General features: G+C 66.3%; 16 protein-coding genes. 5 read left to right on the forward strand and 11 right to left on the reverse strand.

Annotated features, from left to right (window positions below; translation table 11 throughout):
- Positions 1-26: 26 nt before the first annotated feature.
- From xylB to ACCQ05_RS12580, 9 genes are all read right to left on the reverse strand, one after another.
- A complete protein-coding gene (gene xylB, locus ACCQ05_RS12540; protein WP_372390599.1) occupies positions 27-1,520 on the reverse strand; it encodes a xylulokinase in 1,494 nt (497 codons plus the stop codon).
- On the reverse strand, positions 1,517-3,889 hold the full coding sequence (locus ACCQ05_RS12545; RefSeq protein ID WP_372394073.1) for a glycoside hydrolase family 95 protein: 2,373 nt from the start codon (positions 3,887-3,889) through the stop codon (positions 1,517-1,519). The genes xylB and ACCQ05_RS12545 overlap by 4 nt, the downstream gene beginning before the upstream one ends.
- Before the next feature lie 91 nt (positions 3,890-3,980).
- Positions 3,981-6,884: a TIM-barrel domain-containing protein gene (locus ACCQ05_RS12550; RefSeq protein WP_372390601.1), complete on the reverse strand. Its 2,904-nt coding sequence runs from the start codon at positions 6,882-6,884 to the stop codon at positions 3,981-3,983.
- A gap of 183 nt (positions 6,885-7,067) precedes the next feature.
- A complete protein-coding gene (galD, locus tag ACCQ05_RS12555; protein ID WP_372394075.1) occupies positions 7,068-8,738 on the reverse strand; it encodes a GH35 family beta-galactosidase GalD in 1,671 nt (556 codons plus the stop codon).
- Between the two features lie 83 nt (positions 8,739-8,821).
- Complete coding sequence (locus ACCQ05_RS12560) at positions 8,822-10,744, reverse strand: sialate O-acetylesterase (protein WP_372390603.1); 1,923 nt, start codon at positions 10,742-10,744, stop codon at positions 8,822-8,824.
- Positions 10,745-10,850: 106 nt separating this feature from the next.
- Positions 10,851-13,112: a WD40/YVTN/BNR-like repeat-containing protein gene (locus tag ACCQ05_RS12565; protein ID WP_372390605.1), complete on the reverse strand. Its 2,262-nt coding sequence runs from the start codon at positions 13,110-13,112 to the stop codon at positions 10,851-10,853.
- A gap of 111 nt (positions 13,113-13,223) precedes the next feature.
- Entirely contained in the window at positions 13,224-15,944 is a 2,721-nt protein-coding gene (locus ACCQ05_RS12570; protein WP_372390607.1) for a TonB-dependent receptor, read from the reverse strand.
- A 335-nt stretch (positions 15,945-16,279) separates the two neighbouring features.
- Complete coding sequence (locus ACCQ05_RS12575; RefSeq protein ID WP_372390609.1) at positions 16,280-19,210, reverse strand: TonB-dependent receptor; 2,931 nt, start codon at positions 19,208-19,210, stop codon at positions 16,280-16,282.
- Between the two features lie 258 nt (positions 19,211-19,468).
- On the reverse strand, positions 19,469-20,440 hold the full coding sequence (locus ACCQ05_RS12580; RefSeq protein WP_372390611.1) for a LysR family transcriptional regulator: 972 nt from the start codon (positions 20,438-20,440) through the stop codon (positions 19,469-19,471).
- 415 nt (positions 20,441-20,855) lie between these two features.
- Between ACCQ05_RS12580 and ACCQ05_RS12585 the strand changes: the two genes are divergently transcribed.
- The 5 genes from ACCQ05_RS12585 to fdxA all read left to right on the forward strand — a co-directional run bounded on the left by ACCQ05_RS12585 (position 20,856) and on the right by fdxA (position 25,323).
- A complete protein-coding gene (locus ACCQ05_RS12585) occupies positions 20,856-21,488 on the forward strand; it encodes a 2-dehydro-3-deoxy-6-phosphogalactonate aldolase (RefSeq protein WP_372390613.1) in 633 nt (210 codons plus the stop codon).
- On the forward strand, positions 21,485-22,633 hold the full coding sequence (dgoD, locus tag ACCQ05_RS12590; protein ID WP_104540455.1) for a galactonate dehydratase: 1,149 nt from the start codon (positions 21,485-21,487) through the stop codon (positions 22,631-22,633). Before ACCQ05_RS12585 ends, dgoD begins: the two co-directional genes overlap by 4 nt.
- On the forward strand, positions 22,627-23,538 hold the full coding sequence (locus tag ACCQ05_RS12595; RefSeq protein ID WP_372390615.1) for an SMP-30/gluconolactonase/LRE family protein: 912 nt from the start codon (positions 22,627-22,629) through the stop codon (positions 23,536-23,538). The genes dgoD and ACCQ05_RS12595 overlap by 7 nt, the downstream gene beginning before the upstream one ends.
- A complete protein-coding gene (locus tag ACCQ05_RS12600) occupies positions 23,535-24,413 on the forward strand; it encodes a 2-dehydro-3-deoxygalactonokinase (protein ID WP_372390617.1) in 879 nt (292 codons plus the stop codon). The genes ACCQ05_RS12595 and ACCQ05_RS12600 overlap by 4 nt, the downstream gene beginning before the upstream one ends.
- A 586-nt stretch (positions 24,414-24,999) precedes the next feature.
- A complete protein-coding gene (gene fdxA / locus ACCQ05_RS12605; RefSeq protein WP_039404267.1) occupies positions 25,000-25,323 on the forward strand; it encodes a ferredoxin FdxA in 324 nt (107 codons plus the stop codon).
- Positions 25,324-25,429: 106 nt separating this feature from the next.
- On the opposite strand, the gene ACCQ05_RS12610 is transcribed toward fdxA, so the two are convergent.
- On the reverse strand, positions 25,430-25,948 hold the full coding sequence (locus ACCQ05_RS12610) for a hypothetical protein (RefSeq protein ID WP_372390619.1): 519 nt from the start codon (positions 25,946-25,948) through the stop codon (positions 25,430-25,432).
- 16 nt (positions 25,949-25,964) lie between these two features.
- Positions 25,965-26,873: a 4-hydroxy-tetrahydrodipicolinate synthase gene (dapA, locus tag ACCQ05_RS12615; RefSeq protein WP_372390621.1), complete on the reverse strand. Its 909-nt coding sequence runs from the start codon at positions 26,871-26,873 to the stop codon at positions 25,965-25,967.
- Positions 26,874-26,916 lie beyond the last annotated feature (43 nt).

Raw genomic sequence — 26,916 nt, forward strand, 5'->3', positions numbered from 1 at the left:
GATGTCCTTGGTTCTGGGGGAGTGAATCAGTCAGCGTAGAGCGGGCTGACAACGTGCAGGTGCTTGAGGAAGGTCTGGTAATGATGCTGGTAGCGGGCCACGCGCTGCGGATCCGGCTGGGCGGCCAGCGCGTCGTCCACCTGCAGATGCTCCAGCACCACGTCCGACAACGCGTCGGTGCCACCGTCGTCGCGGTCGCAGGCCCATAGCGCCTGCAGGGCGGCACCGAAGGCCGCGCCCTCGGGCTGGGTCGGCACCACGACCGGCAGGTTGAACACGTCGGCGACCATCTGCCGCCACTGCGCGCTCTTGCTGCCGCCGCCGGTGAGCAGGATGGTATCGAACTGCAGGCCGGCAGCGACGAAGGCATCGAAGCCATTACGCAGGCTGTAGGTCGCCCCTTCCATCGCGGCGCGATAGAAATGCGCAGCAGTGGTGTTGTGCAGATCCATGCCGAACAGGCAGCCGCGCGCATCGGGCAAATTGGGCGTGCGCTCGCCATTGAAGAATGGCAGCAACACCAGCCCGTCGGCGCCCGGCGCGGTGTCGGCGATCATCGCTTCGGTCTGCTCGCGGGTGATGGAGAACATACGCATCACCGCTTCGGTGGCGACAGTGCAGTTCATCGTGCAGATCAGCGGCAGCCAGCCGCCGCTGGACGAGCAGAACGCGGCCCAGCGCGCCTCGTCGTCCACCACCGGGTGATCGGCGTAGGCGAACAAGGTGCCGCTGGTGCCCAGGCTCATCGTGAGGCGGCCCGGCACCACGTTGCCGGTACCGATGGCGGCCATCATGTTGTCGCCACCGCCGGTGGTCACGCGCACGCCGGCCGGCAGGTTCAGCGCCTCGGCCGCCGCGTCGGACAAGGCATAGACCGCGCCGGTGTCCACCAGCGGCGGCAGTGCGGTACGCAGATCGCGCTGCGCATCCACCGCACCGAGCATGCGCTCGGACCACTGGCGCGTGCGCACATCCAGCCAGCCGGTGCCGGAGGCATCGCCGACTTCGGCGAAGCGCTCGCCGGTGAGCCAGAAATTGATGTAGTCGTGCGGCAGCATCACCGTGGTCATGGCCGCGTACGCGTCGGGGCGATGCTTGCGCGTCCACGGCAGCTTGGATGCGGTGTAGCCGGCCAGGATCGGGTTGCCTGCGGCCGCCACGCTACCAGCCGCGCCGCCTACCGCGTCCATGATTTCATCGCATTCCAATGCAGTGCTGGTGTCGCACCACAGCTTCACCGGCGCGGTAACGCTGCCGTCGGCAGCCACCGGCACGAAGCCGTGCTGCTGGCCGGACACCGAGATGCCGCGCACCTGCGCGCGCTGCCCGGCATCGAGCTGTGCGAAGCAATGCACGATGCCGTCGATCCACCACTGCGCCTGCTGCTCGCGGGTGCCGTCGTCGCGGCTGATCAGCTCCATGGGCGCTGCGATGGTGGCGACCACGGCGCGGTCCTGCGGATCGTAGGCCACTAGCTTGACGCTCTGCGTGCCCACGTCCAGTCCTACGTACAAGCTCATTGCTTCACCAATCGGTTGTTGTTGAGTCCCACCTGCTGGGTGCGGCCCGCGCCCAGTTCCAGGTCCAGGGTCTGCCCTGCGTAGGACAGTTGATAGCGCCCGCCACGATCGCTGTGCAGGCGTGCCTGCTGCAAGCGACCGCCATCCCATTCCAGGTCGATGCTGGCACCGCCGCGCACGCGCAGGCCACGCACGCTGCCGCGCGGCCAGGCGCTGGGCAAGGCCGGCAACAGAAACACGCTACCGCCCCAGCTTTGCAGCAGCATCTCGGTGATGCCGGCGGTGCCGCCGAAGTTGCCGTCGATCTGGAATGGCGGGTGTGCGTCGAACAGGTTCGGATAGGTGCGCTCGGGCGAGATCAGCAATTGCAGGATGCGATACGCATGCTCGCCGTCTGCCAACCGTGCCCACAGATTCAAGCGCCAGCCGATGCCCCAGCCAGTGGCATTGTCGCCACGGATTTCCAGCGAACGCCGTGCGGCAGCCGCGAGCTCGGGCGTATCGCGCAGGTTGATCTGGCTGGAAGGATGCAGCGCGTACAGATGCGAGACGTGGCGGTGATGGATCTCCGGCGCGTCCATATCCCAATCCTGCTGCCACTCCTGGAACTGCCCGGCCTTGCCGATGCGGTTGGGCGGCAATTGCTCGCGCAGGCGTGCCAACTGCTGTGCCAGCTCGGCATCCACGCCCAGCAGCTTGCCCATGGCGATGCATTGCGCAAACAGGTCGCGCAACAGCTGCGCGTCCATGGTGGGACCTGCGCACACGGCCGCGCCGAACGGGTGCTGGTTTTCCGGCGACATCGACGGATTGGTAACCATCGCGCCGGTTTGCGGGTCGCGCACCAGGGTGGCAACGAAGAACTCGGCGGCGCCCTTGAACAGCGGGTAGATCTTGCTCAGGTACGCCCGGTCGCGGCCATAGTCCCAGCGGTCCCACAGCTGCTGCAGCAGCCAGACGCCGCCCATCGGCCACAGGCTCCACTTGGCGCCGTCGATCGGCCCGGCCTGGCGCCACAGATCGGTATTGTTGTGCACCACCCAGCCCGGCGCGTCGTACAACTTGCGCGCAGTGTGCGCGCCGGTCTGGGCCAGGTCGAACAGCATGGATTCCAGCGGCTCCACGCACTCGTGCAGTGCGTTGGACTCGCTGGGCCAGTAGTTCATCTCGGTGTTGACGTTGATGGTGTACTTGCTTTCCCACGGCGGCTGCATCAGGTCGTTCCAGATGCCCTGCAGGTTGGCCGGCTGGGTGCCGGGCCGCGAGCTGCAGATCAGCAGGTAACGGCCGTACTGGTGGTACAGCGCCGCCAGGGCCGGATCGTTGCCGGTGGCGAACCGCTGCACGCGTTCGTCGGTGGGCAGGCGTGCGGCCTCGCTGGTACCCAGGTCGATCGCCACGCGCCGGAACAGGCGCCGGTGATCGGCCAGGTGGGCGCGCAGCAATGCGGGGTAATCGGATGTGGCGGCCTTCTGCAGGCTTGCCGCCGTCAACGCCAGCGGATCGCCATCCACCGCGTCGAAACGCTGGAAACTGGTTGCGGCCGTCAGCAGCAACACCACTTCATCGGCAGCGTCGATACGTAGCCGGTCGCGCACATGGGTGACGGTGCCACCGGTGACCTTCGGCACTACGCGCAGGGCAAAACGCAGCTTGCCGTCGATACCGGCAAAGCCACCGTTGCGACCACTGAACAGCAGGCCGCCCTGCTCCACCGTGACCTCGCCGCCCTGCGGGCTGTCGATGCCGATCCGCAACGAAATGCCGCCCGGCCGATCGCAGGACAGGCGCACCACGATGCACTGCGACGGTGCCGACACGAACACCTCGCGACGGTGCACGGCACCACCGGAGCGGAACGTGGTGGTGGCCACCGCGGTGTCCAGATCCAGCTGGCGGCGGTAGTCGCTGATGCCATCGGCACGATCGAAATCCAGCAACAGATCGCCCAACGGCTGGTAAGGCATTTGCTTGAGCGGGCGCGACAACAGCGTGGCGTCGGCCAGTTGCTCGGCCTGCGCATAGCGGCCGGCAAAGATCAGCGCACGCACCTGCGGCAACGCGGCCAGACCCTCCGGGCTGGTGGAATCGTAGGGCCCGCCCGCGTAGAGCGTGTCTTCGTTGAGTTGCAGGCGCTCGTGGGCAATACCGCCCCACACCATCGCGCCGAGCCGGCCATTGCCGACCGGCAAGGCCTGCACCCATTCGTTGGCCGGTTCGCGGTACCACAGCTGCAGGGCGTCTGCCGGCGCCACGGCCGGCAACCCCGCGTCGCTGCCGGAGCGTGCGGCCTGCACGGCCACCGGTGCGGCACCCAGGACCGCAAGCGCGGCCCCGCTGGCCTTGCACAGCTCGCGCCGGGTCAGCACGGCCACCGCCGTGCTGCCTCACCGGAACCGCCCGCGACTGCCTTGCGGCGTTCCGGCATCTGCTCGCTCATCGACTGAAGACAGCCTGCGATCATCGACGACGCGCTTTGCCGGACGCAATCTTGCGCTGCAACACGCTGACCGGCTTGCCGTCGTACTGGATGCTGGTGTCGGACTTGGGCTCCAGCGCACCGGCATCGCTGCGTGGACCATCGACGAAACGCACGTTGATGGTGCGCTTGGCCTGCATGCCGGTCCAGCTGCCTTCGCGCTTGCCGATGCTCAGCTCGCCCTTGGCCTGGTTCCAGACCAGCGGGATGCGGCTGAACTCGCCCTTCTCGTAGCCGTAGCCCTTGCCGTCATCCTCGTACAGCGAGAACTCACCATCGGCACCGGTGTAGACCACCACGGTGAGCGGCGCATCCGGCGTCTGGTCCACGTATTCCTGCACCGGGCCGGTCGGCACGATGGAGCCGGCACGCACGAACAGCGGCATGCGTTCGATCGGCGCGGCCGCTTCGATGCTCTGGCCGCCTTCGTAGCGCTTGCCGGTGGCGAAATCCAGCCAGCTGGTGCCGGCCGGCAGGTACACCTGGCGCGAGGTGGCGCCGAAGCGGGTCACCGGTGCAACCAGGAACGCCGGTCCGAACAGGTACTGGTCGTTGATGTCGCGCACCTTCGCGTCATCCGGGAAGTCCATCATCATGCCGCGCATGATCACGCCATCGCGCTGATAGGTATCGCCGGCCAGACTATAGATGTACGGCAGCAAGGCGTAGCGCAGGCGGTTGTAGTAGGCCATGCTCTCGTAGAAGGGCGTGCCTTCCGGGGCGATGTTCCAGATTTCGCGGTACGGGAACTGGCCATGCGAGCGGAAGATCGGCACGAACGCACCGAACTGGAACCAGCGCGTATTGAGCTCGCGCCATTCGGGCAGGTGCGCAGGATCCTGGTTCTCGTAGCGCTTCTCCACCGCGAAACCGCCGATGTCGAAGGTCCAGTTGGGCAGGCCCGACAGCGCCATGTTGACGCCAGCGGAAATCTGTTCGCGCATATCGTCCCAACGCGACACGATGTCGCCGCTCCACACCGCCACCGCATTGCGCTGGGTACCGGCGTAGCCCTTGCGGGACAGGATGAACACGCGCTTGTTGTCGGCCGCACGGTCGCCCACGTACACCCCATGGGTGTGCGGCAGCGGGTACGAATTGAAGTACTCGGTGGACGTGCCCAGCGCGTTGGGCGTGGTGCGTGCCTTGCGCTCGCCGATATCCAGGTTGGAATGCACGTCCGGTTCGTCGGCGTCCAGCCACCAGGCATCGAAGCCCTTGCTGTTGAGCTTTTCGTTGACCTGGCGCCAGAACATCGCCTGCGCCTTCTCCGAGTACGGATCGTAGAACGAGTTCTTGTAGCCCTTGCCGATCCAGTCCAGCTCGCCCACTTCCACATTGCGCTTGAACATGAAACCGGCGGCATCCAGTTCCTTGTAGTTGGCGGTGGTGGGATAGAACTTGGGCCAGACCGAGATCATGATCTGCGCGTGCATGTCGTGCACGGCCTTGACCATGCCGTCCGGATCGGGGAAGTGCTGCGGATCGAAATCGTGCGAGCCCCAGGCGTTTTCCGGCCAGTACGACCAGTCGAGCACGATGTTGTCCAGCGACAGCTTGCGCTTGCGGTATTCGGCCACCGCGCCCACCAGCTCGTCCTGGCTCTTGTAGCGCTCGCGGCTCTGCCAGAAGCCGTAGGCCCACTTGGGCAGCATCACCGACTTGCCGGTGAGCTCGCGGTAGCCGGCCACGGCCTGATCGTAGGAATCGGCGGAGACGAAGTAGTAGTCGATCATCTGGCCTGCTTCGGACCACAGCGACAGGTCTTTCGCTTCGGCGGCAGGCAGCGGATCGCGGTGCAGCAGCGCGATGTAGCTGGGGTCGATCAGGTCCCATTCGATCTTGACGGTGTGGCGCTGGCCCGGCTGCAGATCGAGGGTGAACTCATGATTCCACGGGTTCCAGTTCTGGCGCCAACGATCGATCACCAGCTTGCCGTCCACGTACAGCTTGGCGTACTCGCTCGAGTACAGCGAGAAGCTGTGCTTGCCACCGGTGAGCGCTTCGATCTCGCCCTCCCAGCTGACCTGCATGCGGCTGTCCTTGTCCTTGGTGATCGCCTTCTTGGGAAACTTGGTCAGGTCGCTGAGGTACTGGTAGTTCACCTCCTTCTCGCGACGCTCGAGCACCTGCTTGCCGTTGATGGCATAGCGTGCGGTCAGCGCGCCGGCCTTGCCCTTGGCGTCGTACAGCTTGAGCGTCTTGGGCAGCGGCTGCAGGCCGCGTGGGTCGCCCAGGCGGCTGATCGAGTTGTTGTCCCACAGCAGGCCGTAATTGCGGCTGGACACCAGGTAAGGCACCGCCATGTCGATGTTGTTCTGCTGCAGTTCGACGTTGCGGCCCTTCTGGTTCATCCAGCCCTGCTGGTGCTGGCCGAAGCCGTACAAGGCTTCGTCGTCGGGCGACTGGAAGCGCTGGCGCACGCTCAGATACTGCTTGCCTTCGACCTTGAGCGGCGCAAAGCTGCGCCCGCCCGCAACTTCGGCCAGCACCGGTTTGCCGTTGGCATCGGCGAAGCTGACATGGCCGTCGACGGTGGACACGGTGGCGGTGACCTTGCCGGTCTTCAGCTGCACGCTGTCGCCCTGCTCGGCCAGCTGGAATGCGGTGTCGCCCTGCACCGGCACGCGCATCAGGCTGGGGCTGCGTGCGAAGTCGCCATCCGGATCGGCGCTGACGCGAATGATGCCGGCATCGACCACCTGCAGCCGCACCGGTGCGGCGCCCTTGGTGCTCGGCACCACGGTGACGCCATCGGCGGCCTTGCGTACTTCCTGCGCGTGCGCGGCGTTGGCCAGCAACGCCAACGACAAGGCTAGGCAATGGGCAAGCGGTGTACGTCGGTTGGCAGGCGCGGAGCCGGCGGAACGGATGGTGGTTTGCATGGTCACTCCCTTTGAATGTCGAATCGCTGCTGCGGGGGCGGCAGCGCATGGCTTTCGTTTATGAAGAAGCACGCAAGGCGGCGATGGTCGGGCAAGCCCTGTCGATGCGACGGAATCGACGTGCGGCATGACGATTCCGCGCAGCGGCCGCCCGCCCGAAGGCGGCGCCGTCTCACGTGGCGATTACTTGTAGGTGGCGAGCTTGATCTTGAGCAGTTGCGGCACGCTGGAGAAATTGACCCCGTAGTCGGTCTGATCCCCGTTCCAGTTGCGCTGGAACTTCCACTGCGTGCCCTCGTACACGCCCTCCTCGACGCGTTCGTAGATCATGTTGGCAGTGGCGTCGCTGGCCGGGTGCAGGGTCACGCGCGCATGGTAGCCGGTGACCAGGAACTCGTCCGGCCCCAGCTCGGCGATCAGGGCGGCGCCAATCGGTTCGGGATTGCCCGGTGGATCGCCCTTGAACCAGAACTGCGGCACGCCGTAGGTGATGGTGGCGCTCCAGCGATCGTTGAGCTTGAGTTCCTGCACGGCCTGGCCGGGTTCTTCGGCGGTGCCGTGCAACTTGCCTTCGGACGCGGCCTTGGCGAACGGGCGCATGCCCATGCTGACCGCCTTGTAGCCCAGTGCGAACGGCGCCAGGGTCTCTTCGTTGACGTGCTTGGCGCCCAGCGGGTAGTTGGAGTAACGGGTGAAGTCGATACCGAATGCCGACCAGCCGATGCCGTCCTTGCCCAGCGCCGGGAACAGATAGCGCGCGTACTCAGGACGGTTGCCGGTTTCGGCCACGAACAAGGCATTGTCCGGGCGCGCATAGCGGTCCAGCACCGTGGTGTACATGCGATATTCCGGCATGTAGATGTCCGGTGCCAGCAGGTCGATATGCGGGCCGGCGGCTTTCCACACGTCCAGCACGTTATCGGTGGGCCCGCCGCTGGCGTACTGGCCAGGTTGGCCCGGATTGAACGGCCCGCGCAAGGCGGCGTTGACGTACATCGGCAGCGGATATTCGGCCTTGCCGGCTTCGGTCACCTGATCGATGTAACGGCCGATCGACCATGCATGGAAGAACTCATCGGCATCGGCGCCGAATACTTGTGCCCAGGTGCCCGGCTGCTTGTTCAAGCGCTTGATCAGCTCATCCGGCACCGGCCCGTCGAACAGCTTCTGCGCCATCGGCGAAAAGTCGCGCACGCTGCCATAGGTGCCCGGCTCGTTCTGCGGCTGGATCATGATGACGGTGTGCTGCGGATCCACCTTCTTGAGATGCTGCATGAAGGCCACGAACGCCTTGCGGTCGGCGTCCAGTGTGGCCTGCGCATGCGGCGACAACGAGCCGATCGCCTTGCCCTCGCGGGTCATCACACGCGGGAAGCGCTGGTTGTCGGCCTTGACCCACAGCGGCGTGTAGGAGGGGCTGTTGTTCTTCCAGGTGGCGAACCACAGCAGCACCAGCTTCACCTTGTGCTCGCGCGCCTGGCTCAGCAGGGTATCGACGAAGGAGAAGTCGAACTTGCCTTCTTCCGGCTCCACCTGTTCCCAGGCGATCGGCACCTGCACGGTGTTGGGGCCCAGCATCTGCATCGCCGGCCATACCTTGTCCATGATGCCGGGATAGTTGCTGGAGTTGTTGACCTGCGCGCCGAGAATCAGGAACGGAGCGCCGTCGACCATCAAGACGTGCTTGCCGTCCTTGCTGACGAACTGCGGCATCGGCGTCTGCGTGGCAGGCGCCTGCGCAGAGGCAGGCGGAGTGGCTGGCGCAGTCGCCGCGGGAGCGGCGGTGTCGGGCTTGGCAGCGCTGTCCTGCTCGCCGGATTGACAGGCCGCCAGGGCCAGCGTCAGTGCGGACAACAGCAGAGGACGCAGACTGTGATGGACATTGGAACGGGAGGCTGCAGGCGTGACGGGGGAATGCATGGTCATAAGACTCCGTGTCACCAGGTATCGGTGCGGAAGGGGGAAATGGGTAACTGCTCGCGGTTGATCAGGTTGGCGTCGTCGGGGTTCTCGCTCCAGCCATAGCGCACCGCAACCGGCGCGCTCACCGCGTCGCTGTGCACGGTGATGCGGTCACCGTCGATCTGCGCGGTGGCCGGATGGAAGCGACGGTCGGCACCGGCGATGCGAAAGCCCTGCACCGCACCGCCGCCGCGCACCTGCAGCGCACTGCCTTGCAGATCGAATGTCAGCACCGCCTTGTCGCCGTCGAAACGCGCGCGCTTGAATACCGGCGCGCTGTACACCAGTGTCTCGCCATAGGCCACGTGCCGCGCAGCCAGCGCCAAGCGATGCCCGACATCGCGCTTGTTGGTGGGATGGATGTCGGTGGGGTTGCCGATATCGATGATCACCGCCTGCCCGGTTGCCGGCAGTGTCAGCGTCTTGGATTGCGACTCGCGCAGCAGCGCCCACGGGCTCAGCTCGCCCCTGTCGCCGCCGGCCCTGAAGTTGGCCAGCTGCACCCACAAAAACGGTAGCGCCTTCTGGCCACGTTCGGCGCGCCATTGCTGGATCATGGCGGCGAACTGCTCGCGGTATTTCACCGCACTGTTTTCGCTCGCATCTGTATTGGTTTCGCCCTGGTACCAGATCACGCCCTTGACCGGGAACGGCTGCAGCGGATGGATCATCTGGTTGTACAGCAGCGTGGGCAGCTTGTTCTTGTTGTCGACCAGCGAGACGCGCACCGCCGCAGGGCGGAACTTCCAGCCGCTCAATGCACGCCTGGCGCCATCATTGGTCTGCACGAAGCGCTGCTCGTCCGGGCCGTGCATGCCGCCACCGCCGCTGAGATCTTCCACGCGCACCGCGATGTGGTTGACGCCGGCCTTCAACGCCGCCTCCGGCACCTGGTAGACGCGCGGCAGGTTCCACTGCTTTTCGGTACTGCCCACCTGCTGGCCGTTGACGTAGGTGATGTCCGAGTCGTCGATCTGGCCCACGCCCAACGCGATGCCGGCCTTGGCTTGCGCCGCAGTCAAGGTGAAGGTGGTGCGGTACCAGGCAATGCCATCCATGCCATCGAAACCGCTGGCCTCCCATTGCTGGCTGGTCGGGATGCTGTCCCAGTCGCTGTCGTCGAAGTCCGGCTCACACCATTGCGGCGTGTCGCCATCAACCTTCGGCCAGCGCGCGATGCGTTTGCCGGTGGCGGCCTGCGCCGCTGCATCGCGCTGCTTGATCGCCTCGATGGCGCCCTGATTCTGGGTGGCGTTCAAGCCCAGCGAGGCGGCGTCCATCCAGGCCTCGATCGCGCTGCCGCCCCAGGTACTGTTGATGATGCCGATCGGCACGCCGGTACTGGCGCGCAGTTCCCTGGCGAAGAAGTAGCCCACCGCGGTGAACTCGCCGGCGTTGGTAGGCGTGGCGGCTTTCCAGTCTCCGCTGGCCAGGCGCGCTTCCGGTTGCACCGACCACGACTTGGGGACCTTGAAGTGACGCAGCTGCGGATCGTTGGCCGCCGCCACCGCCTGCGGGCCGTCGCTGGCCTGCGCCAACGGCCATTCCATGTTGGATTGACCGCTGGCCAACCAGACGTCGCCGACCAGCACGTCGCGCACCTGCAGCTGGCCACCGTCGCCCTGCACGCTCAGCACATAGGGGCCGCCCGCCGTGTGCGCCGGCAGGCTGACCTTCCATGCTCCCTGCGCATCGGCCTTGGCGGTGGCCCGCTTGCCGTCCAGGCTCACGCTGATGGACGCATTCGGTGTCGCCCAGCCCCAGACCGGCATTGGCTGGTCGCGCTGCAGTACCGCGCCATCGCCGAACAACAGTGGCAGGGCCGGCTGCGCCGCTGCGAGCGGGCTGACCAGCGCCAGGCCCAGCAGGCAGGCGCGGCGGACGAAGGTGACGGTCATGCAGTGATCTCCAGGGGCAGCGCGGCCAGTCGGCGCGCAACGAGGCAACGGGGGACGAAGCTGGACACGCTAGGACAACGCGATGACACGCATAGGGACGGCGCGCTCATCGCGGATCCCCGTAGAAGATGCCACGTCCGCCGGTCGCGAAATACACCCGGCCGGGAAGCCGTGGGTCGCCGGTGACGCTGTATGGCTTGCCGAAGCGATGCGCGTCGTCGTTGATGCGCCGCCAGTGCGCACCCTCGTCGTCGGAGCGGAACACCCCATCCACCCCGGCCACGCGACCGGCCAGGTACAGCGCCGGCGGCGCGCCGTCGCGCACCGGCTTGCCGATGCCGAGCGAGCGTGCCTCGTCCGGTGTCGACAGGGTCTGCAGGCGGCCGTCCTGCCAGCGCATCACGCCACGCGCAGGACTGGCCAGATACACCACGCCGGCGCGCCAGGGATCGGGCCGCAACTGCGGACGCCTGCGCTCGTCGCGCGCCGGCGTGCCCAGCGACTGCCCGGTATCGCGGAAACTGGCCGCACCATCGGTACTCTCGTACAGGCGCCCACTGAGCGCATCGGCGGCATACCAGCGCTGGGCATCGACACGGTCGGCCACCACCACCGCGGTCTCGGGCAGGCCCTGCACGCGCTGCCAGTGCCTACCGAAATCCGCGGTGCGCCACACACCGCCGTGCTCCGGCGCCCACACCACCTGCGCCGCATCGGCACCGATGGCGATCGTACCGGCGCCCTGCCCGGCCGGCGGCTCGCTGGCGAATGCACGCCAGTGCGCACCGCCATCGCGCGAGTAGAGCGCGCGGATTTCGTTGTTGCGGCGATTGCGCACGGTGCCGCTGCGGACCACCGTCAACGGTGCCTGGCCGGCGGCGTCGATGCTCTCGCCATTGGTCAGGCGCGGGCCGGCGTATTGCAGCTGCGCGCTGTCCAGATCGTCGTGGCGGAAGCCATCGATATCGCCGAGCGCGCTGAGCAGATGCGCACCGGCCATCGGGCTGAGCAGATCCAGCGGCACGGTTTCCTCCAGCCCACGGTCCTGGAACCACCAGTGCAATTGCTGCTGCGTGCGCGCGAACTCCTGCAGATTGCGCGAGGCCCAGATGCCGTAGCCGGTGACGAACAGCGCGTGGTTGCTGTCGAACGGATCGATCGCCAGCGCGCCCATCCAGTGCGGGGTTGCCTGCGCGGTCCACGGCGCAGTGCTGTGGTCGAACTGCGAGTCCGCCAGCAAGGGCGTCCAGCTGCGGCCGCCGTCGGTACTGCGGAACAGCTCATCGCGTGGCGTGCGGCGGCGGAAGGTACTGGCCAGCACGACCTGCGGCTGTTGCGGATCCACCGCCACCGCGCCCCAACCGAAGCCATCGCCGTTGGCCGGCTGCGCGATCGGGCTGATCTCGTTCCAGCGTGCCTGCGCCGGGGTGTACTTCCACAACGCGCCGCCGGCCATCAGGTCCGGGCCGGGCTGGTCGCCGTAGCTCAGGTACCAGTGTCCGTCGCTGCCGCCGGCCATGTGGCTGGGGCGCAGGCCCTTGGGTTGTCCAGCCACGGCAGACCATGTGCGGCCCGCATCGTCGGAGACGTAGAGGCTGGTCTGTTCGGTGGACACCCCGACATAGATGCGTGGCGTCGGCATCCCCTGCTTGCCGCTGGCCGCGTCGAACACCACGAACGCCACGCCCACCGCCTGTTCGCGCCCGACATGGTTGCGCGCGTGCGCTCCTGCAAACGCCTCGGCAGGAAAACCGGCGACGCGCGACCAGTGCGCGCCACGATCCTCACTGCGCCACAGGCCGGCATCGCGCGAGCCCAGCAGCAGCACGCGGCCATCGTGGGGGTCCACCGCCAGCCGCTCGCCATTGGCGCGGCCGAGCTGGTTGCCCCCCAGTTTGAACGGCAGGTCCGCACGCTGGAAACTGCGGCCGCGATCGAACGAGCGCAGCAGGGCCGCATGGCCGGCGCGTTCGTGCATATAGGTGCCCGCCGCCAGATAGATGGCCTCGGGGTCGGCAGGGTCGATGGCGAAGGCATCGATGCCCATCAGGTTCCAGTCGTTCGCACCCAGCCAATCGGTCAGGGCAATCCACTGCTGCGCTCGCGCGTCCCAGCGATACGCGCCACCGACATCGGTGCGTGCATAGGCAAGATCGCGCTCGGCGGGATGGAACAGCACGCCGGTGACGAAGCCGCCACCGCCGATGGCGACACTGCGCCAGTGATAAGGCCCGGGCGTGCCGGGCTCGGCCGCAGACACGTGGGGCGTCATGAAGGGCAACACCAGCGTCAGGCAAACGGCAGTCAGCCACGCATGTGCTGCGGAAAGGCGGCGCTTAGCAGTAGGCGGATCGATCATGGCGATCATTCCTCCAGCTCCCCTCGCGATCGATGGCATCGCCATCGATAGGAAAAACACCGGCCCGACGAGCTGCCTGCACAGCTCGCCGGACCGGAGACGCACTTCCTACGGCGCGTTCTACAGGCTGGCCCGCAGTGTCAGGCCATACCGACGATCGTTGATCACGAAGTCGCGGTAGCGCGACTCGTTACCCAGGTAGCTTTCGCGGCGGGTGTCGAGCAGATTCACGCCATCCAGCGAAATCGACCACACATCATTGAGGTTGAAGCGCAGCGAGGCATCCAGCTGGCCGAAGCCCTTGTTGTAGACCGGCAGGTTGCCGGTGCCGTTGCCCGCGGTGGTCACCAGCCAGTCGCTGCGCCAGTTGTAGGCCACGCGGCCCTGGAAGCGCTTGTTTTCGTAGCTGAGGATCGCGTTGTAGCTGTTCTTGGACAGGCCTTCCAGCGGCACCGTCAGTGCCTGGCCATTGGTATCGGTGGCGGTGGGGCTCGGCGCCTCGCTGTCGACGTAGGTGTAGTTGGTCTGCAGGCCGAAGCCGCTCAGCCAGCCCGGCAGGAAGTCGAAGAACTGCGTATAGCCCAGTTCCGCACCGCGGATCTTGCCCGAGTCGCCGTTGACCGGACGGGTGATCTGCCACACCTGGCCGTCGTACACCTCGTTGAAGACGGCGTTGGCGATGAAACCTTCCACCTTCTTGTAGAACACGGTGCCGTACATCATCGAGCCCTGGCCGAAATACCACTCCAGCGCGGTGTCGAACTGGTCGGCCTTGACCGCTTCCAGGCTCGGGTTACCCGCGTTGCCGGTGAAGGTCGAGGCGCCGTTGGAGGTACCGGTGCTCAGGCTCAGGTTGGGGTTGAGCTTGTCGAACGTTGGGCGCGAAATGGCGCGCGACGCCGCAAACCGCCACTGCAGCTGGTCGCTCAGCATCCAGCGCAGGTTCAAGCTGGGCAGCACGTCGGTATAGGTCTGCTGCGCGTCCACCGGGATCAGGCCGCCGCCTTCGGCATCGGTGCCGGTCCGCACGCCCTGCGAGCCCACTTCGGTACGCACCACGCGCACGCCGATGTTGCCGTCGAACGGGATGTCGCCATCCACGCCGAAGCGCAACACACCGTAGGCCGCGTAGGTCTTCTCGTTCTGGGTGTTGATGTTGTTGGGCGCAAATTCCAGCGGGCTGGCACCGAAGGTCGCCAGGCTCTGTTCGTAATTGGCCACCGCTGCGTCCGAGGCGGTCAGCGTGCGACCGAAGGTGCTGCTCTCACCGCGGAAGAAGTCGGTGATGGGGTTGGCCACCAGACCGATGCTGGGGAACTGCGAGAACGGCGTGCCCGAGCAATCGTTGATGCACATGAAGCGCCACACGTTGCCCTTGGTCTCGGCATCGCGGTCGGTGTAGCGCACGCCGGCCTTGAAGCTGCGCACGAAATCGCTGTCGAACGCCAGATCCATGTCCGAACGCCAGGCGAACTCGGTGCCCTTGTTGTCGTCCTTGTTGTCCAGGTGCCAGCGCCAGCCGTCGTAGTTGTTGACATCGGCCAGGTAGCCTTCTGCGCCGCTGGCATCGGTCACCGACAGGCGCGGCAGATCGCCACGAAAGTCGACGTTGAACTGCGGGCTGGTGTCCTGCCCGGTGGCGATGATGTAGCGGGTGCCCTTGGTGGTGGCATCGACATACTGGAAGTCGGTGCTCAGGGTCAGCTTCTCGTTGACCGTCCACTTGGCGCCCAGCGAGTAGTCGGTGGTCACCGAGTGGCGCTCGGTCAGGCTGGTGTTGGATTCGGTGGGCACATTCTGGAACGAGCCGTTGACGAATTCATTGCGGCTGTTGACCTGAATGCCAGGCAGACCCTGCATCGGACTCGCACCGGTCAGCGCGAAGAACGAATAGTCATGCCAGCTGAAGTCGTAGTCCGACCGCAGCACCTGCGTATAGACCTCGACATCGTCGTTGGGACGCCACTGCATCGCGAACGCACCGGTCTTGCGTTCGCGCTCGCCGACGGTGGTATTGATGCCGGCACCATGCGGCACCGATACGCCCTGGCCTTCATAGCCCGGCAGATCGGTCTGGGTGTACCACGGCTCGATCGAGATGGTGTCCTGGCGGAACGGGCTCTTCTGCTGCGAGTAGTTCACCAGGATGCCGATCTCGCCGATGCCGGTCTGCCAGCGATCGCTGAACAGGCCCGAGAACGCCGGCTTGCCGTCGTCGGCCAGATCGTAATGGTTATACTGCACGCTGCCGGCGATCTTGCGGCCGTCGTAGTCGAACGGCAGGCGCGTACGCAGGTCCACGGTGCCGCCCAGCCCGCCTTCGATCATGTCGGCCGACGGATTCTTGTAGACGTTGACGCCGCCGAGCAGCTCGGCCGACACGTCTTCGAAGCTCAGGCCACGGCCATCGTTGGCAGTGAAGATGTCTCGACCATTGAGTTCGGTACGCACCTGGGTCAGGCCGCGGATCGCGATCGAGCTGCCTTCGCCGTAGTTGCGCGAAATCTGGATGCCGGAGATGCGTTGCAATGCTTCGGCGACGTTGTTGTCGGGCAGCTTGCCGATGTCTTCGGCGACGATGGAGTCGACGATCTGTTCGGCATTCTGCTTGACCAGTTGCGCCTTGGTGACGCTGCTGCGCGTGCCGGTGACCTGCACCGTGTCCAGCTGCTGGGTGGTGGGGTCCTGAGCCGGTGTCGCAGTGGTGCTCGCATCCTGCGCATAGGCCTGCGCGCTCAACAGCGTGGCCACACTGATGGCCATCACGGAGCGGCGGAAATCACGGATCGAACGCTGACCCACAGCCCGGCCTGCCGGAATGTGGCGATGTTGCACTGACATGGTGCTCCCTCCCAGGACGCATGTACTGCTCGTTTTAGCGGGCCGGTGCGCAAACGCCCTGCCCGTCGTTGTTGCTGGCCTGCATCCGCCATCCGGCCATTGCCGGTCATGCGGATGCGTGGTCGCCCTGACGGGCAGACCTGCGACTGCGGCGGGAGCATAGGGTGCGGCCGTCATGCCACACCAATGAAATATTCCTGGAAATCTATTCTTTAAACCTATAGCAACCGCGCGAAACCTGACAGGTCTGGCATTGCGGGCCAGACCTGCCGATCAGCGCGAAAACAGCCTCGACTGCGCGGTTGGCTTCACAGTCGAGGCGTGACTGCGCGCACTTACCAGTTCATGCGCAGCACCAGCGAGTAGCGCCGGTCGTTGACGAATTGGCTACGCGTGTACAAACGTGTATCGACCTCGCCATCGGCATACGAGGTCGGCCCCATCAACACCTTGGTCTCGGTGTTGGTCAGGTTGTTGGCCTGGATGCCCAATTGCAGATGCTCGTTGAAACGATAGAAGAACGAGCCGTCGAGCTGGCCGTAGTCGTCCGACCATGTCGGCAGGCGCGTGGCCGCGTCGCTGGTGGTCAACAGGTAGCGCGAGCGCCAGCTATAGGCCAGACGGAACGAGAGCGGCCCCTTCTCGTAGATACCGGCCAGGTTGTAGCTGCGCCGCGACAAACCTTCCAGCGGCAGCTGCACCCCGGTGACGTTGGTACGTGTGTACGGATCGGTCGCAGTGTTCACGCCGCCCCGGCTGTCGACGAAGGTGAAGTTGGCATTGACGCCGAATCCGCTCAGCCAGCCCGGCAACGAATCGAAGAACTGCGTGTAGCCCAGCTCCGCACCACGAATGGTGCCTTCGTCCATGTTGTACGGCCGGGTCACCAGCCACTCGCGGTTGTCGTAGATCTCGGTGCGGTTCTGGGTGGCGAAGTAGTCCTTCACCTTCTTGTAGAACAGCGTGGCGTACAGCATGTCGCTGGTATCGAAGTACCACTCCAGCGCGGTATCGAACTGATTGGCCCGCATCGGCTTGAGCATGGGATTACCGGCCGAGCCCACGAAGCCGATCGGATTGCCTGACGGATCGGTATCCACCGACAGCTGGATGAACGGCTGCAGCTGGGTGTAGTCCGGTCGCGCCATCGCCTTGGAAGCGGCGACACGCCACTGCAGCGAATCGGTCAGGCGCGCGCGCAGGTTGAGGCTTGGCAACACGTTGGTGTAGCTGCCTTGCGAGTTGTTCTCGAAATACTGCCCTCGGTAGCGCGCCTGCAGCTCGGGCGTCACGTTGAGCTGGCTCATGTCCTGGAACTGGCCGAAGCCTTCGGCCTCGGCCTTGGTCTGCACGACGCGCACGCCGACATTGCCGTCCACAGGCACGCCCAACGCTTCATCGTTGCCGAAGTACACCACCATGTAGGCCGCCTGGGTGCGTTCGAACTGGTTGTTGGTGTCCTGCGGCCGATACATGTCCGGCGCCCACCCCGAGCCGCGCAGCGCGACGATCTGCTGCGACAGCAGCTGCGAAGCCCGGGCGTAGTTGGTGGCCAGCCCGCCATTGGGGAAGTACAGGTTGCTTGGAACGGCAACCTTGCCGCGGAAGAAATTGGAGAAGGCGAACTGCGAGGACTCGTTGGGCAGGAACTGCGACATCATCGCCAGCCCATTGGGCGTGCCCGGCACCGCGGCCCAGTTGTCCGACAGCACGCCCCAGTTGTAGCCGGAGTTCTTGTTGATCTGGTTGCGGTCGGTGGAGCGCATGCCGAAGCGCGCAAAGCGCAACCAGTCGCTGTCCTGGAAGGTGTATTCCAGGTCCACGCGCGCAGAGAACTGGCGACCCTCGTTCCTGCCGAGGTGGTCCATCGCCGCAGCCCAGAAATAATTGGACTGGGTTCCGGCGAACGCCGGATCGGCGATGGTGATACGCGGATAGCGGCCGGACACGTCGTAGCTCAGCCCCGGCAGATAGATCGCACTGAAGACGGTGAAATCCAGTTGGTCGTTTTCCGACTGCACCAGTTGCAGATCGCCCTTCAGTTGCAGGTTGTCGTTGAGGTAATGGCTGAAGCCCACCGACAGATCCGAGGTGGTGGTGCGCTGCGCGGAGTACCGGTTGTCGGTGTTGAAACGCACGCCGTCGCCGGTGAGCAGGCCACGCCAGGAGTTGGAAGAAGGCGAGCCGCTCTGGAACACGCCATCCTGGTCGTAGCGGAAGGTTGTGCCCGGCGCCGGAACGATGTTGTTGGTGCCATCGTTGAAGAACGCCGCACGCTCCTGCCAGTTCATGTCGTAGCGCGACCGCAGGTACTGCGCATAGATCTCGGTGGAATCGCTGGGACGCCACTGGAACGAGGCCGCGATGCCGTTGCGCTTGCGTTCGTAGTCCAGCTGCCGCCAATTGACGCCGCCCGGCACGTAGACCTCGCTACGATTGCTACCGGCCAGCACCGGCGCATCGCTGCGGCGAACGTACGGCTCGGTCTGGATGCCGTCCGAGCGGGTGGCCAGTTCCGAATGCGCGATGTCGAACATGAAGCCCATCTCGCCCACGCCGGTCTGCCAGCGGTCGCTGAACAGGAACGAGGCCGACGGCTTGTACTTCTTGCTCATGTCGCCCCAGTTGACGTCGACGTTGCCGCCGATGATGCGGCCCGGATTGTCGAACGGCATGCGCGTGCGCAGATTGATCGTGCCGCCCAGGCCGCCTTCGATGATTTCGGCCGACGGATTCTTGTACACGTCCACGCCGGCCATCAGTTCCGCCGGAACATCCTCGAAGCTCAGGCCACGGCCGCTCCCGGCGCTGAAGATGTCGCGCCCGTTGAGTTCGCCGCGCACCTGGGTCAGGCCACGGATCATCACGCCGCTGCCTTCGGCGGAGAAGTGATCGGGGTCGCTGCGCGCGGCGAATTGGTCGATGGTCACGCCGCTGACGCGCCGCAGGGTCTCGGTGACGCTGCGGTCGGGCAAGGCGCCGATGTCCTCGGCGCTGACCGAATCGACGATCTGCGCGGCATCGCGCTTGATCACCTGCGACTTGATCAGGCTGGCGCGCACGCCGCGCACCTCCACCGTATCCAGGTCGACCGCGCTGCTGGCTTTGCCCGAGGGTGCGCTCTGCTGGGATGCGGCCTGCTGGGCATACGCCGGCGCAGCGAGCAACAGCCCGATGCTCACGGCCATCGCCGAACGCGGCAGGTGCGACAGATAACGCGCGCGCACGCCCGTTCCCGCCGAGGCATGGCTTGAAAACTTGAACATCTGAATCCCTCCCAGGACGCAAGACGACTGAAGACTGGTTGTCGCGACGCAAGGCGCGCCGCGTGATCGAGCAGAACAGGCGCTGGCGCCCGCCCCCACTTAACTCCTACAAGGCGGCTTGGCCGCCGATCACCTGCCCGACTTCACGTGCGCTTCAGCGTGCGATCTGGCGCACAGATATAGGCGTCCGGTCTAGCGCCAGCCAATGAAAAATTCACAGCCTGGTATTACCTCAAGGAATACAAATGGAAGAGCCTGTTAAGCAAGGGATTCCGGCCCGCGCAGCGCGGGGTATAGGCGCCTGGCGGTGGAGCGCAGCGCCTGCAAAATCCGCTCGGCACCCGGCGGGAGGATGTAATCGCGCCGACGGATGATGCCGAAGGACTCCATCCGCACGCCCAGTTCGATCGGCAGCACAGTCAGCAACTTGGCCTGGATCAGCGGCGCCACCGACTCCACCGGCAAGGCGGTCAGCATGTCGGTGCCGCGCAGCAGGGTCGAGGTGACCGGCAGCGACGAGGTTTCGATGGCATTGGTCGGCGTCTGCACGCCATGCTCCATGAACATCGAATCCAGCCGTGCGCGCAGCACGCTGTCGGCCGGCGGCAGGATCCAGCCATGCCGCACCAGATCGGCATGCTGCAGGCCGGCGCGGCTGGCCAGCGGGTGGCCGGCGCGGGCGATCACCGAATGCGGCTCGTCGGCCAGCGGCTCGAACTCCAGCTCGCCCACCCCTTCCGGCCCCAGGATGCGGCCGATCACGATATCCAGCTGGCCATCCAGCAACTTGGCCACCAACGGGCGGCTGTAGTCCATCTCCACCCGCACCAGGATGTCGGGAAACTCGCGTTTGACCTCGGCAATGGCCTGCGGCACCAGGTTGGTGCCCGGGTTGACCACGGTGCCGATCGACGCCTGCCCCATCCGTCCGGCGCGCAGGGCGGCGATTTCCTCCTGCGCGCGGCCGATCTCCGACATGGCCGCGCGGGCGCGCCGGATCAGCACATGTCCGTACCAGGTCGGCTCGACACCCCGGGCATGCCGCTCGAACAGCTTCACCCCCAGCATGTCCTCCATTTCGGCCAGCAGCTTGGAGGCGGCCGGTTGCGTCATGCTGGCGGCCTCGGCCGCGCGCAGGACCGAGCGTTGTTCGTGCAGATGCAGCAGCAGCAACAGTTGACGGGTTTTCAGGCGGGCTGCGTTGAACCAGGGAGTACCGGAATTTGCCATGGGGTGCGGTTGCGGCCGTGTATTCGTCGGAGGAATAGAATATGCCGAAAATTTCATTTGCAGCACATATCTCACCGCGCGAGGCTAGCGCTCGCCGCAACAGGAGCCTCTACCTCCCGGGCGCGGCCAGAACAGACGTGACCCGCCTCGACCAGGCGATAACACGCACGCCATGACCGCGGAGGTGGACGACGATGACGGCAACTTGCCGGCCGCTTGCGGGCCGTAGCGGCATGCGTGTGCATGCCGGGCGTGCCCATCGGCGTCGCATCGCGGCGCTGCCACCGCACTTCGTTTTTCTTCCCGGATTGCGCATCGGCGGCGACCTGTCGCCTGCGCAGTTGCGCAAGCTCCCCCGACGTTGCCGGCCGCTTGGCCGCCAATGGCCGCTTTCCGCTCTATCGCGAGTAACCGCATGACCTCAGACACCACCGCCAGCCTGTTCGCCCTGCCGCTGATCGCCATCCTGCGTGGCATCACGCCGGAAGAGACGCCCGCCCATGTCGGCGCGCTGATCGACGCCGGCTTCGATGCGATCGAGATCCCGCTCAATTCGCCGCGCTGGGAGCAGAGCATTGCCCTGGCCCAGCAGACCTATGGCGAGCGCGCCTGGATCGGGGCCGGCACCGTGCTGCGCAACGAAGACGTGGACACCCTGGCCGGGATCGGTGCGCGCTTCATCGTCACCCCCAATACGCGCCCCAGCCTGATCCGCCATGCGGTATCGCGCGGGCTGACCGTGGTGGCCGGCTTCGCCACCGCCAGCGAAGCCTTCGACGCCATCGACGCCGGTGCCACCATCCTGAAGCTGTTCCCGGCGGCAACGTATGGCGCGGCACATGTGCGCGCGCTGCGCTCGGTGCTGCCCACGCACATCCCGGTCTACGTGGTCGGCGGCGTCAGCCCGCAGACCCTGGCCGGCTTCATGGCCCAGGGCGCGGCCGGCGCCGGCATCGGCGGCGAACTGTACAAACCCGGCCAATCCCTCGAAACAACCCAGACGCATGCACGCGCGTTCGTGCAGGCCTACCAGGAACTGCAAGGATGAAGATCACCCGCCTCACCACCTACCACGCCGCACCGCGCTGGCTGTTCCTCAAGGTCGAGACCGACGAGGGCATCACCGGCTGGGGCGAGCCTGTCATCGAAGGCCGCGCGCGCAGCGTTGAGGCCGCCGTGCACGAACTGGCCGGCTACATCGTCGGCAAGGACCCGGCGCGCATCAACGACCTGTGGCAGACCATGTACCGCGCCGGTTTCTATCGCGGTGGCGCGATCCTGATGAGCGCCATCGCCGGTATCGACCAGGCGCTGTGGGACATCAAGGGCAAGGCGCTGGGCGTGCCGGTGTACGAGCTGCTGGGCGGGCTGGTACGCGATCGCATGAAGACCTATCGCTGGGTCGGCGGCGACCGCCCCGGCGCCATCATCCAGCAGATCACCGACTACCGTGCGCTGGGCTTTGACACCTTCAAGTTCAACGGTACCGAGGAAATGAAGCTGATCGACAGCGCGCGCGCGGTCGATGCGGCGGTGGTCAAGGTGGCCGAGATCCGCGAAACCTTCGGCAACGCCATTGATTTCGGCATCGACTTCCATGGCCGCGTCGGCGCACCGATGGCCAAGGCGCTGCTGCGCGAGCTGGAGCCGTTCAAGCCGTTGTTCGTCGAAGAACCGGTGCTGGCCGAACAGGCCGAGTACTACCCGCGCCTGGCCGCGAGCACCTCGATTCCGCTGGCCGCCGGCGAGCGCATGTTCTCGCGCTTCGAGTTCAAGAACGTGCTGTGCGCCGGTGGCATCGGCATGGTGCAGCCGGACCTGTCGCATGCCGGCGGCATCACCGAATGCGTCAAGATCGCCGCGATGGCCGAGGCCTACGATGTCGGCTTCGCCCCGCATTGCCCGCTCGGCCCGATCGCGCTGGCCGCCTGCCTGCACGTGGACTTCGTCTCGCACAATGCGGTACTGCAGGAACAGAGCATCGGCATCCACTACAACGAAGGCGCCGACCTGCTCGATTACGTCGTCAACAAGGACGATTTCCAGTGTATCGATGGCAGTATCGCCGCATTGCCCAAGCCCGGGCTCGGTGTGGAGATCGACGAAGACATGCTCAAGCGCGCCAACGAAAATCCGCCCGACTGGCGTAACCCGGTGTGGCGTCACGCCGATGGCAGCATCGCCGAATGGTGAGCACGCCCGAACACACCGCCGTACTGGCGGTCGACAGCCGCTGCACGCACGGCGAAGGCGTGCTGTGGTGCGAACAGCGCCAGGCGCTGTACTGGGTCGACATCGTTGAAAAGCGCCTGTGGCGGCATCATCCGGCCACCGCGCAATCGCGTTACTGGACGCTGCCCGATCGCCCGGGCTGCCTGGGCCTGATGGACGATGGCCGCGTGCTGGTTGCGCTGGCCAAGGCCATCGGCATCGTCGACCCGGACAATACCGAGGCAGACGCGCTTGCCTTCGAGAAGCTGGCCGACATCGAAGCCGACAACCCGCTCACGCGCAGCAACGATGGCCGCGTGGATCGGCACGGCAATCTGGTGTTCGGCACCATGGACGAACACGACAGCAAGGCCGCACGCGGCGCGTTCTACCAGTTTTCGCTCAGGCACGGCTTGCGCGCCTTGCCGTTGCCGGGCGTCTCGATCCCCAACTCGATCTGCTTCAGCCTCGACGGCCGCACCCTGTACTACTGCGATTCGGTGCGCCCGCAGATCCTGTGCTGCGATTACGACCCGGAGACTGCGCAGACCAGCAATACGCGTGTGTTCACCACCCTGGACCGCGACGACGCCGAACCGGACGGCTCGATCATCGACAGCCAAGGCCATCTGTGGAATGCGCAATGGCGCGCCTGCCGCGTGGTGCGCTACCGCCCCGACGGCAGCGTGGAGCGCATCGTGCAGTTGCCGGTCAAGCACCCCACCTGCGGTGCGTTCGGCGGCGCGGCGCTGGATCGCCTGCACGTGATCTCCTCGCGCCTGGACCATAGCGCCGAAGAACTGGCGCGCATGCCCGAGGCCGGCAGCCTGTTCGTGTGCGACCTCGCCATCGCCGGCCTGCCCGAAAGCCGGGTGGCCAGCGCATGATCGCCATCGACTGGGGCACCAGCAGTCTGCGCGCCTACCTGCTCGACGCCAGTGGCGCCGTGCTCGACCAACGTCGCGGCAGCGACGGCATCCTCGCCTGCCAGGGCCGTTTTGCCGACGTGCTGAGCGCATTGATCGACGGCTGGGAGGGTCCGGTGCTGCTCTCGGGCATGATCGGCAGCCGCAATGGCTGGGTCGAACAGGCCTACCTGCCCTGCCCGACCGACACCGCCACCCTGGCCGCGGCCATGCGCCGCTACGACGACCTGCTGCCCGGCCGCACGCTGTGGTTCGTGCCCGGCGTCAGCACCGGCGAGCGGACCGGCGTGCCCGACGTCATGCGCGGCGAAGAGACCCAGCTGGTCGGCCTGCTCGCCAGCCTGGGCCAGGGCGACCACGTGGCCTGCCTGCCCGGCACCCACAGCAAGTGGGCCACGCTCGCCAACGGCCAGTTGACCGACTTCGCCACCGTCATGACCGGCGAGCTGTACGCGGTGCTGTGCCAGCACAGCATCCTCGGCAAGCTGATCCCCGACGCCCATGCCGAGCTCGACGCGCCTGCGTTCCTGCTCGGCATCGAGCGCAGCGCCGAAGCGGGCGGGCTCAGCCATCACCTGTTTGGCACTCGCACGCTGGGTTTGTTCGACCGCCTGGACGCGCAGGCCCTGCCTTCGTACCTGTCTGGCCTGTTGATCGGCCACGAACTGCGCGAGCACCGCGGCACGCACGCCACCGTGCACCTTGTCGGTAGCCCCGCGCTGGCGCAACGCTACGCACTGGCGTTGCAGCATCTGGGCGTTGAGAGCCAGTTGCACCCGGAAGATCTGGCGGCGACAGGGTTGTTCGCGCTGGCCAGGCAGCGCGGGCTGGTTTGAGGCAAGCCCCTCTCCCGCGGGGCGAGAAAGCACGGCTTACGCGCCACTGGCGCGTGTGCATTGGAGCGCCAGCGCCGCCCGCGCGGACCGGGGCGCAGAGCGCGGGTCCGGGTGAGGATACGTGGCAAAGCCACAACGCCACTTGGTGCGTCACTCGTGAAGGCGCGTGGCGACGCGTTTGACGTCGCAGGCGGTGACAACTTCCGAGGCGCCCCTCATCCGGCGCTGCGCGCCACCTTCTCCCGAAGGGAGAAGGAGCTAAAGCCCCTCTCCCTGCGGGGCGAGAAGGCACGGCTTACGCGCCACTGGCGCGTGTGCCTTGGAGCGCCAGCGCCGCGGGCGCGTGCCGGGGCGCAGAGCGGGGGTTGGGGTGAGGGTACGGCGGCAGGCAGCCAACTCGACGAACTCACCCAACACCGCTCCAAGCGAGCACCGCCATCAGCCAAGCTCACCAACCGACAGGCACCACCTGCACAGGACGGCACGCAGCCGCCCACCAGGATCGCGGGCCAACCCCAACGATCGCCAACCCCACACCCACCGCCGGACTGCTTTAGAATTGTCAGGCTAAACGCCGGATTCCGCCATGCCTTTTGTTGTCACCGAAAACTGCATCAAGTGCAAATACACCGACTGCGTCGAGGTCTGCCCGGTGGACTGCTTCCACGTCGGCCCGAACTTCCTGGTCATCGATCCGGACGAGTGCATCGATTGCACCCTGTGCGAACCGGAATGCCCTGCCAACGCGATCTATCCGGAAGACGATGTGCCGGCAGGCCAGGAGGCCTTCGTCGCGCTCAATGCCGAGCTCGCCAAGGCCTGGCCGGTGCTGACCGTGCGCCAGGAGCCGCTGCCCGATGCCGCCGAATGGGACGGCAAGCCGAACAAGCTGCCGCTGCTGCAGCGCTGAGGCCGCCTGTTCCTGGCGCAATCGCCCAGCGCCATCACCACAAGCGACGCAAAACGAAACGGGCGCCTCAGGCGCCCGTTTCGCTGTCCAGCGGTGCCGAGACCACTCAGCCGCCGAGCTTGCTCTTCAGCGAGGAGATCACCGCCACCGGCGCGGCCGCCGTGGCCGGCATGCCACGCGGGTCCACCGCCGACACGTAGCTGCCGGCTTCCACCTTGACCACGCGCACCAGGAAGCTGGACCCCTCGTAGCTCACGTCGTAGGAGCCGAGCATCTGCGCCTTGCTGGCGATGGTCAGGCCCGGAATATCGGCCAGCGCGGCGCCCACCTTCGCGAACACCTCGTCGCGCTCGCCCGGCACGTTGAAGCCGCTGTTGGCGCTCGCCGACGGCGGCATGTTGGTGTTCTGCTGCGCGGTGGAGGCCAGGGTCGGCACCTTCATCGCACCGGAGGTGTCGGGCAGGTTCAGATCCGGCGGCACTTCCAGCGGGCGGGCTTCCGGTGCCAGCGCATAGTCGCCGCGCGCGCCCTTCTTGAACCAGCTGCAACCGCTCGTGGCAGCGACAGTGGCGGTCGCCAGCAACGCGAGCGACAGCACGCGGACGGGGGAAACGGAATGACGCATCGATAGATCTCCTGGGTCAGGCCGCGAGCATTTCGCGGCTGGAAAGCGCTTCCAACGCAATGGCGTCGGCGGCAAGGCGGTCGGCGGCAGGCTGGTGCGCCGCGGAAAGTGGGAGCAGCGGCAGGCGCAGGCCTTGCCCGATCCCGGCGCGTTGCAGCAGCGCCTTGACCGGGATGGGATTGGATTCGATACCGCAGAAGCTGTGGTACTCGCTCAGGCGTGCGTCCCAGGCCAGGGCGGCCTCGCGCCGGCCGTTGCGCGACAGATCGCACAGGCGGCGGTAGGCCGAAGGCAAGGCATTGGAGGCCACCGAAACCAGACCATCGGCGCCGGCCAGCATCGCCTGCGCCGCACTGCCATCGTCGCCGCTGAGTACCACGAAGGAGCCACTGCGCAGCGCCACCAGCGCGGCCACGCGCTCGGATTCGCTACGCGCCTCCTTGATGCCGACGATGTTGGGGTGATCGACCAGTTCGGCCACCGTCTCCGGCAGCAGGTCGCAACCGGTGCGGCCGGGCACGTTGTACAGCACCACCGGCAGCCCGCCCTGATCGGCCACGGCCTGGAAATGCGCCTTCAACCCAGCCTGGGTCGGGCGCACGTACGGCGGCGTGACCACCAGCGCGTATTGAGCGCCCAGCGCCGCGGCGCGGCGCGTCTGCGCAATGGTCTTGGCGGTGCCGGACAGGCCGGTACCGGCCACCACCGGCACGCGGCCGGCCACCTGGGCCACCGCTGCACGCAGCAGCGTGTCGTATTCGTCGTCGCTCAGGGCGGCCGCTTCGCCGGTGGAGCCAGCGACCACGATTCCCTGCACACCACCGTGCAGCTGCTGCTCCAGCAGCCGCCGCCAGGCATCCAGGTCGAGTGCGCCATCGGGACCGAAGGGGGTCGCCAGCGCGGTGATGATGCCGGAAAGGGACAAGATTCTGCTGCTCTTACGTGACAGGAAAGGCCCGCGCGGGCGC

It is taken from the genome of Xanthomonas sp. NCPPB 3582 (assembly GCF_041475735.2).
In the GTDB taxonomy this organism is placed as follows: domain Bacteria; phylum Pseudomonadota; class Gammaproteobacteria; order Xanthomonadales; family Xanthomonadaceae; genus Xanthomonas; species Xanthomonas codiaei.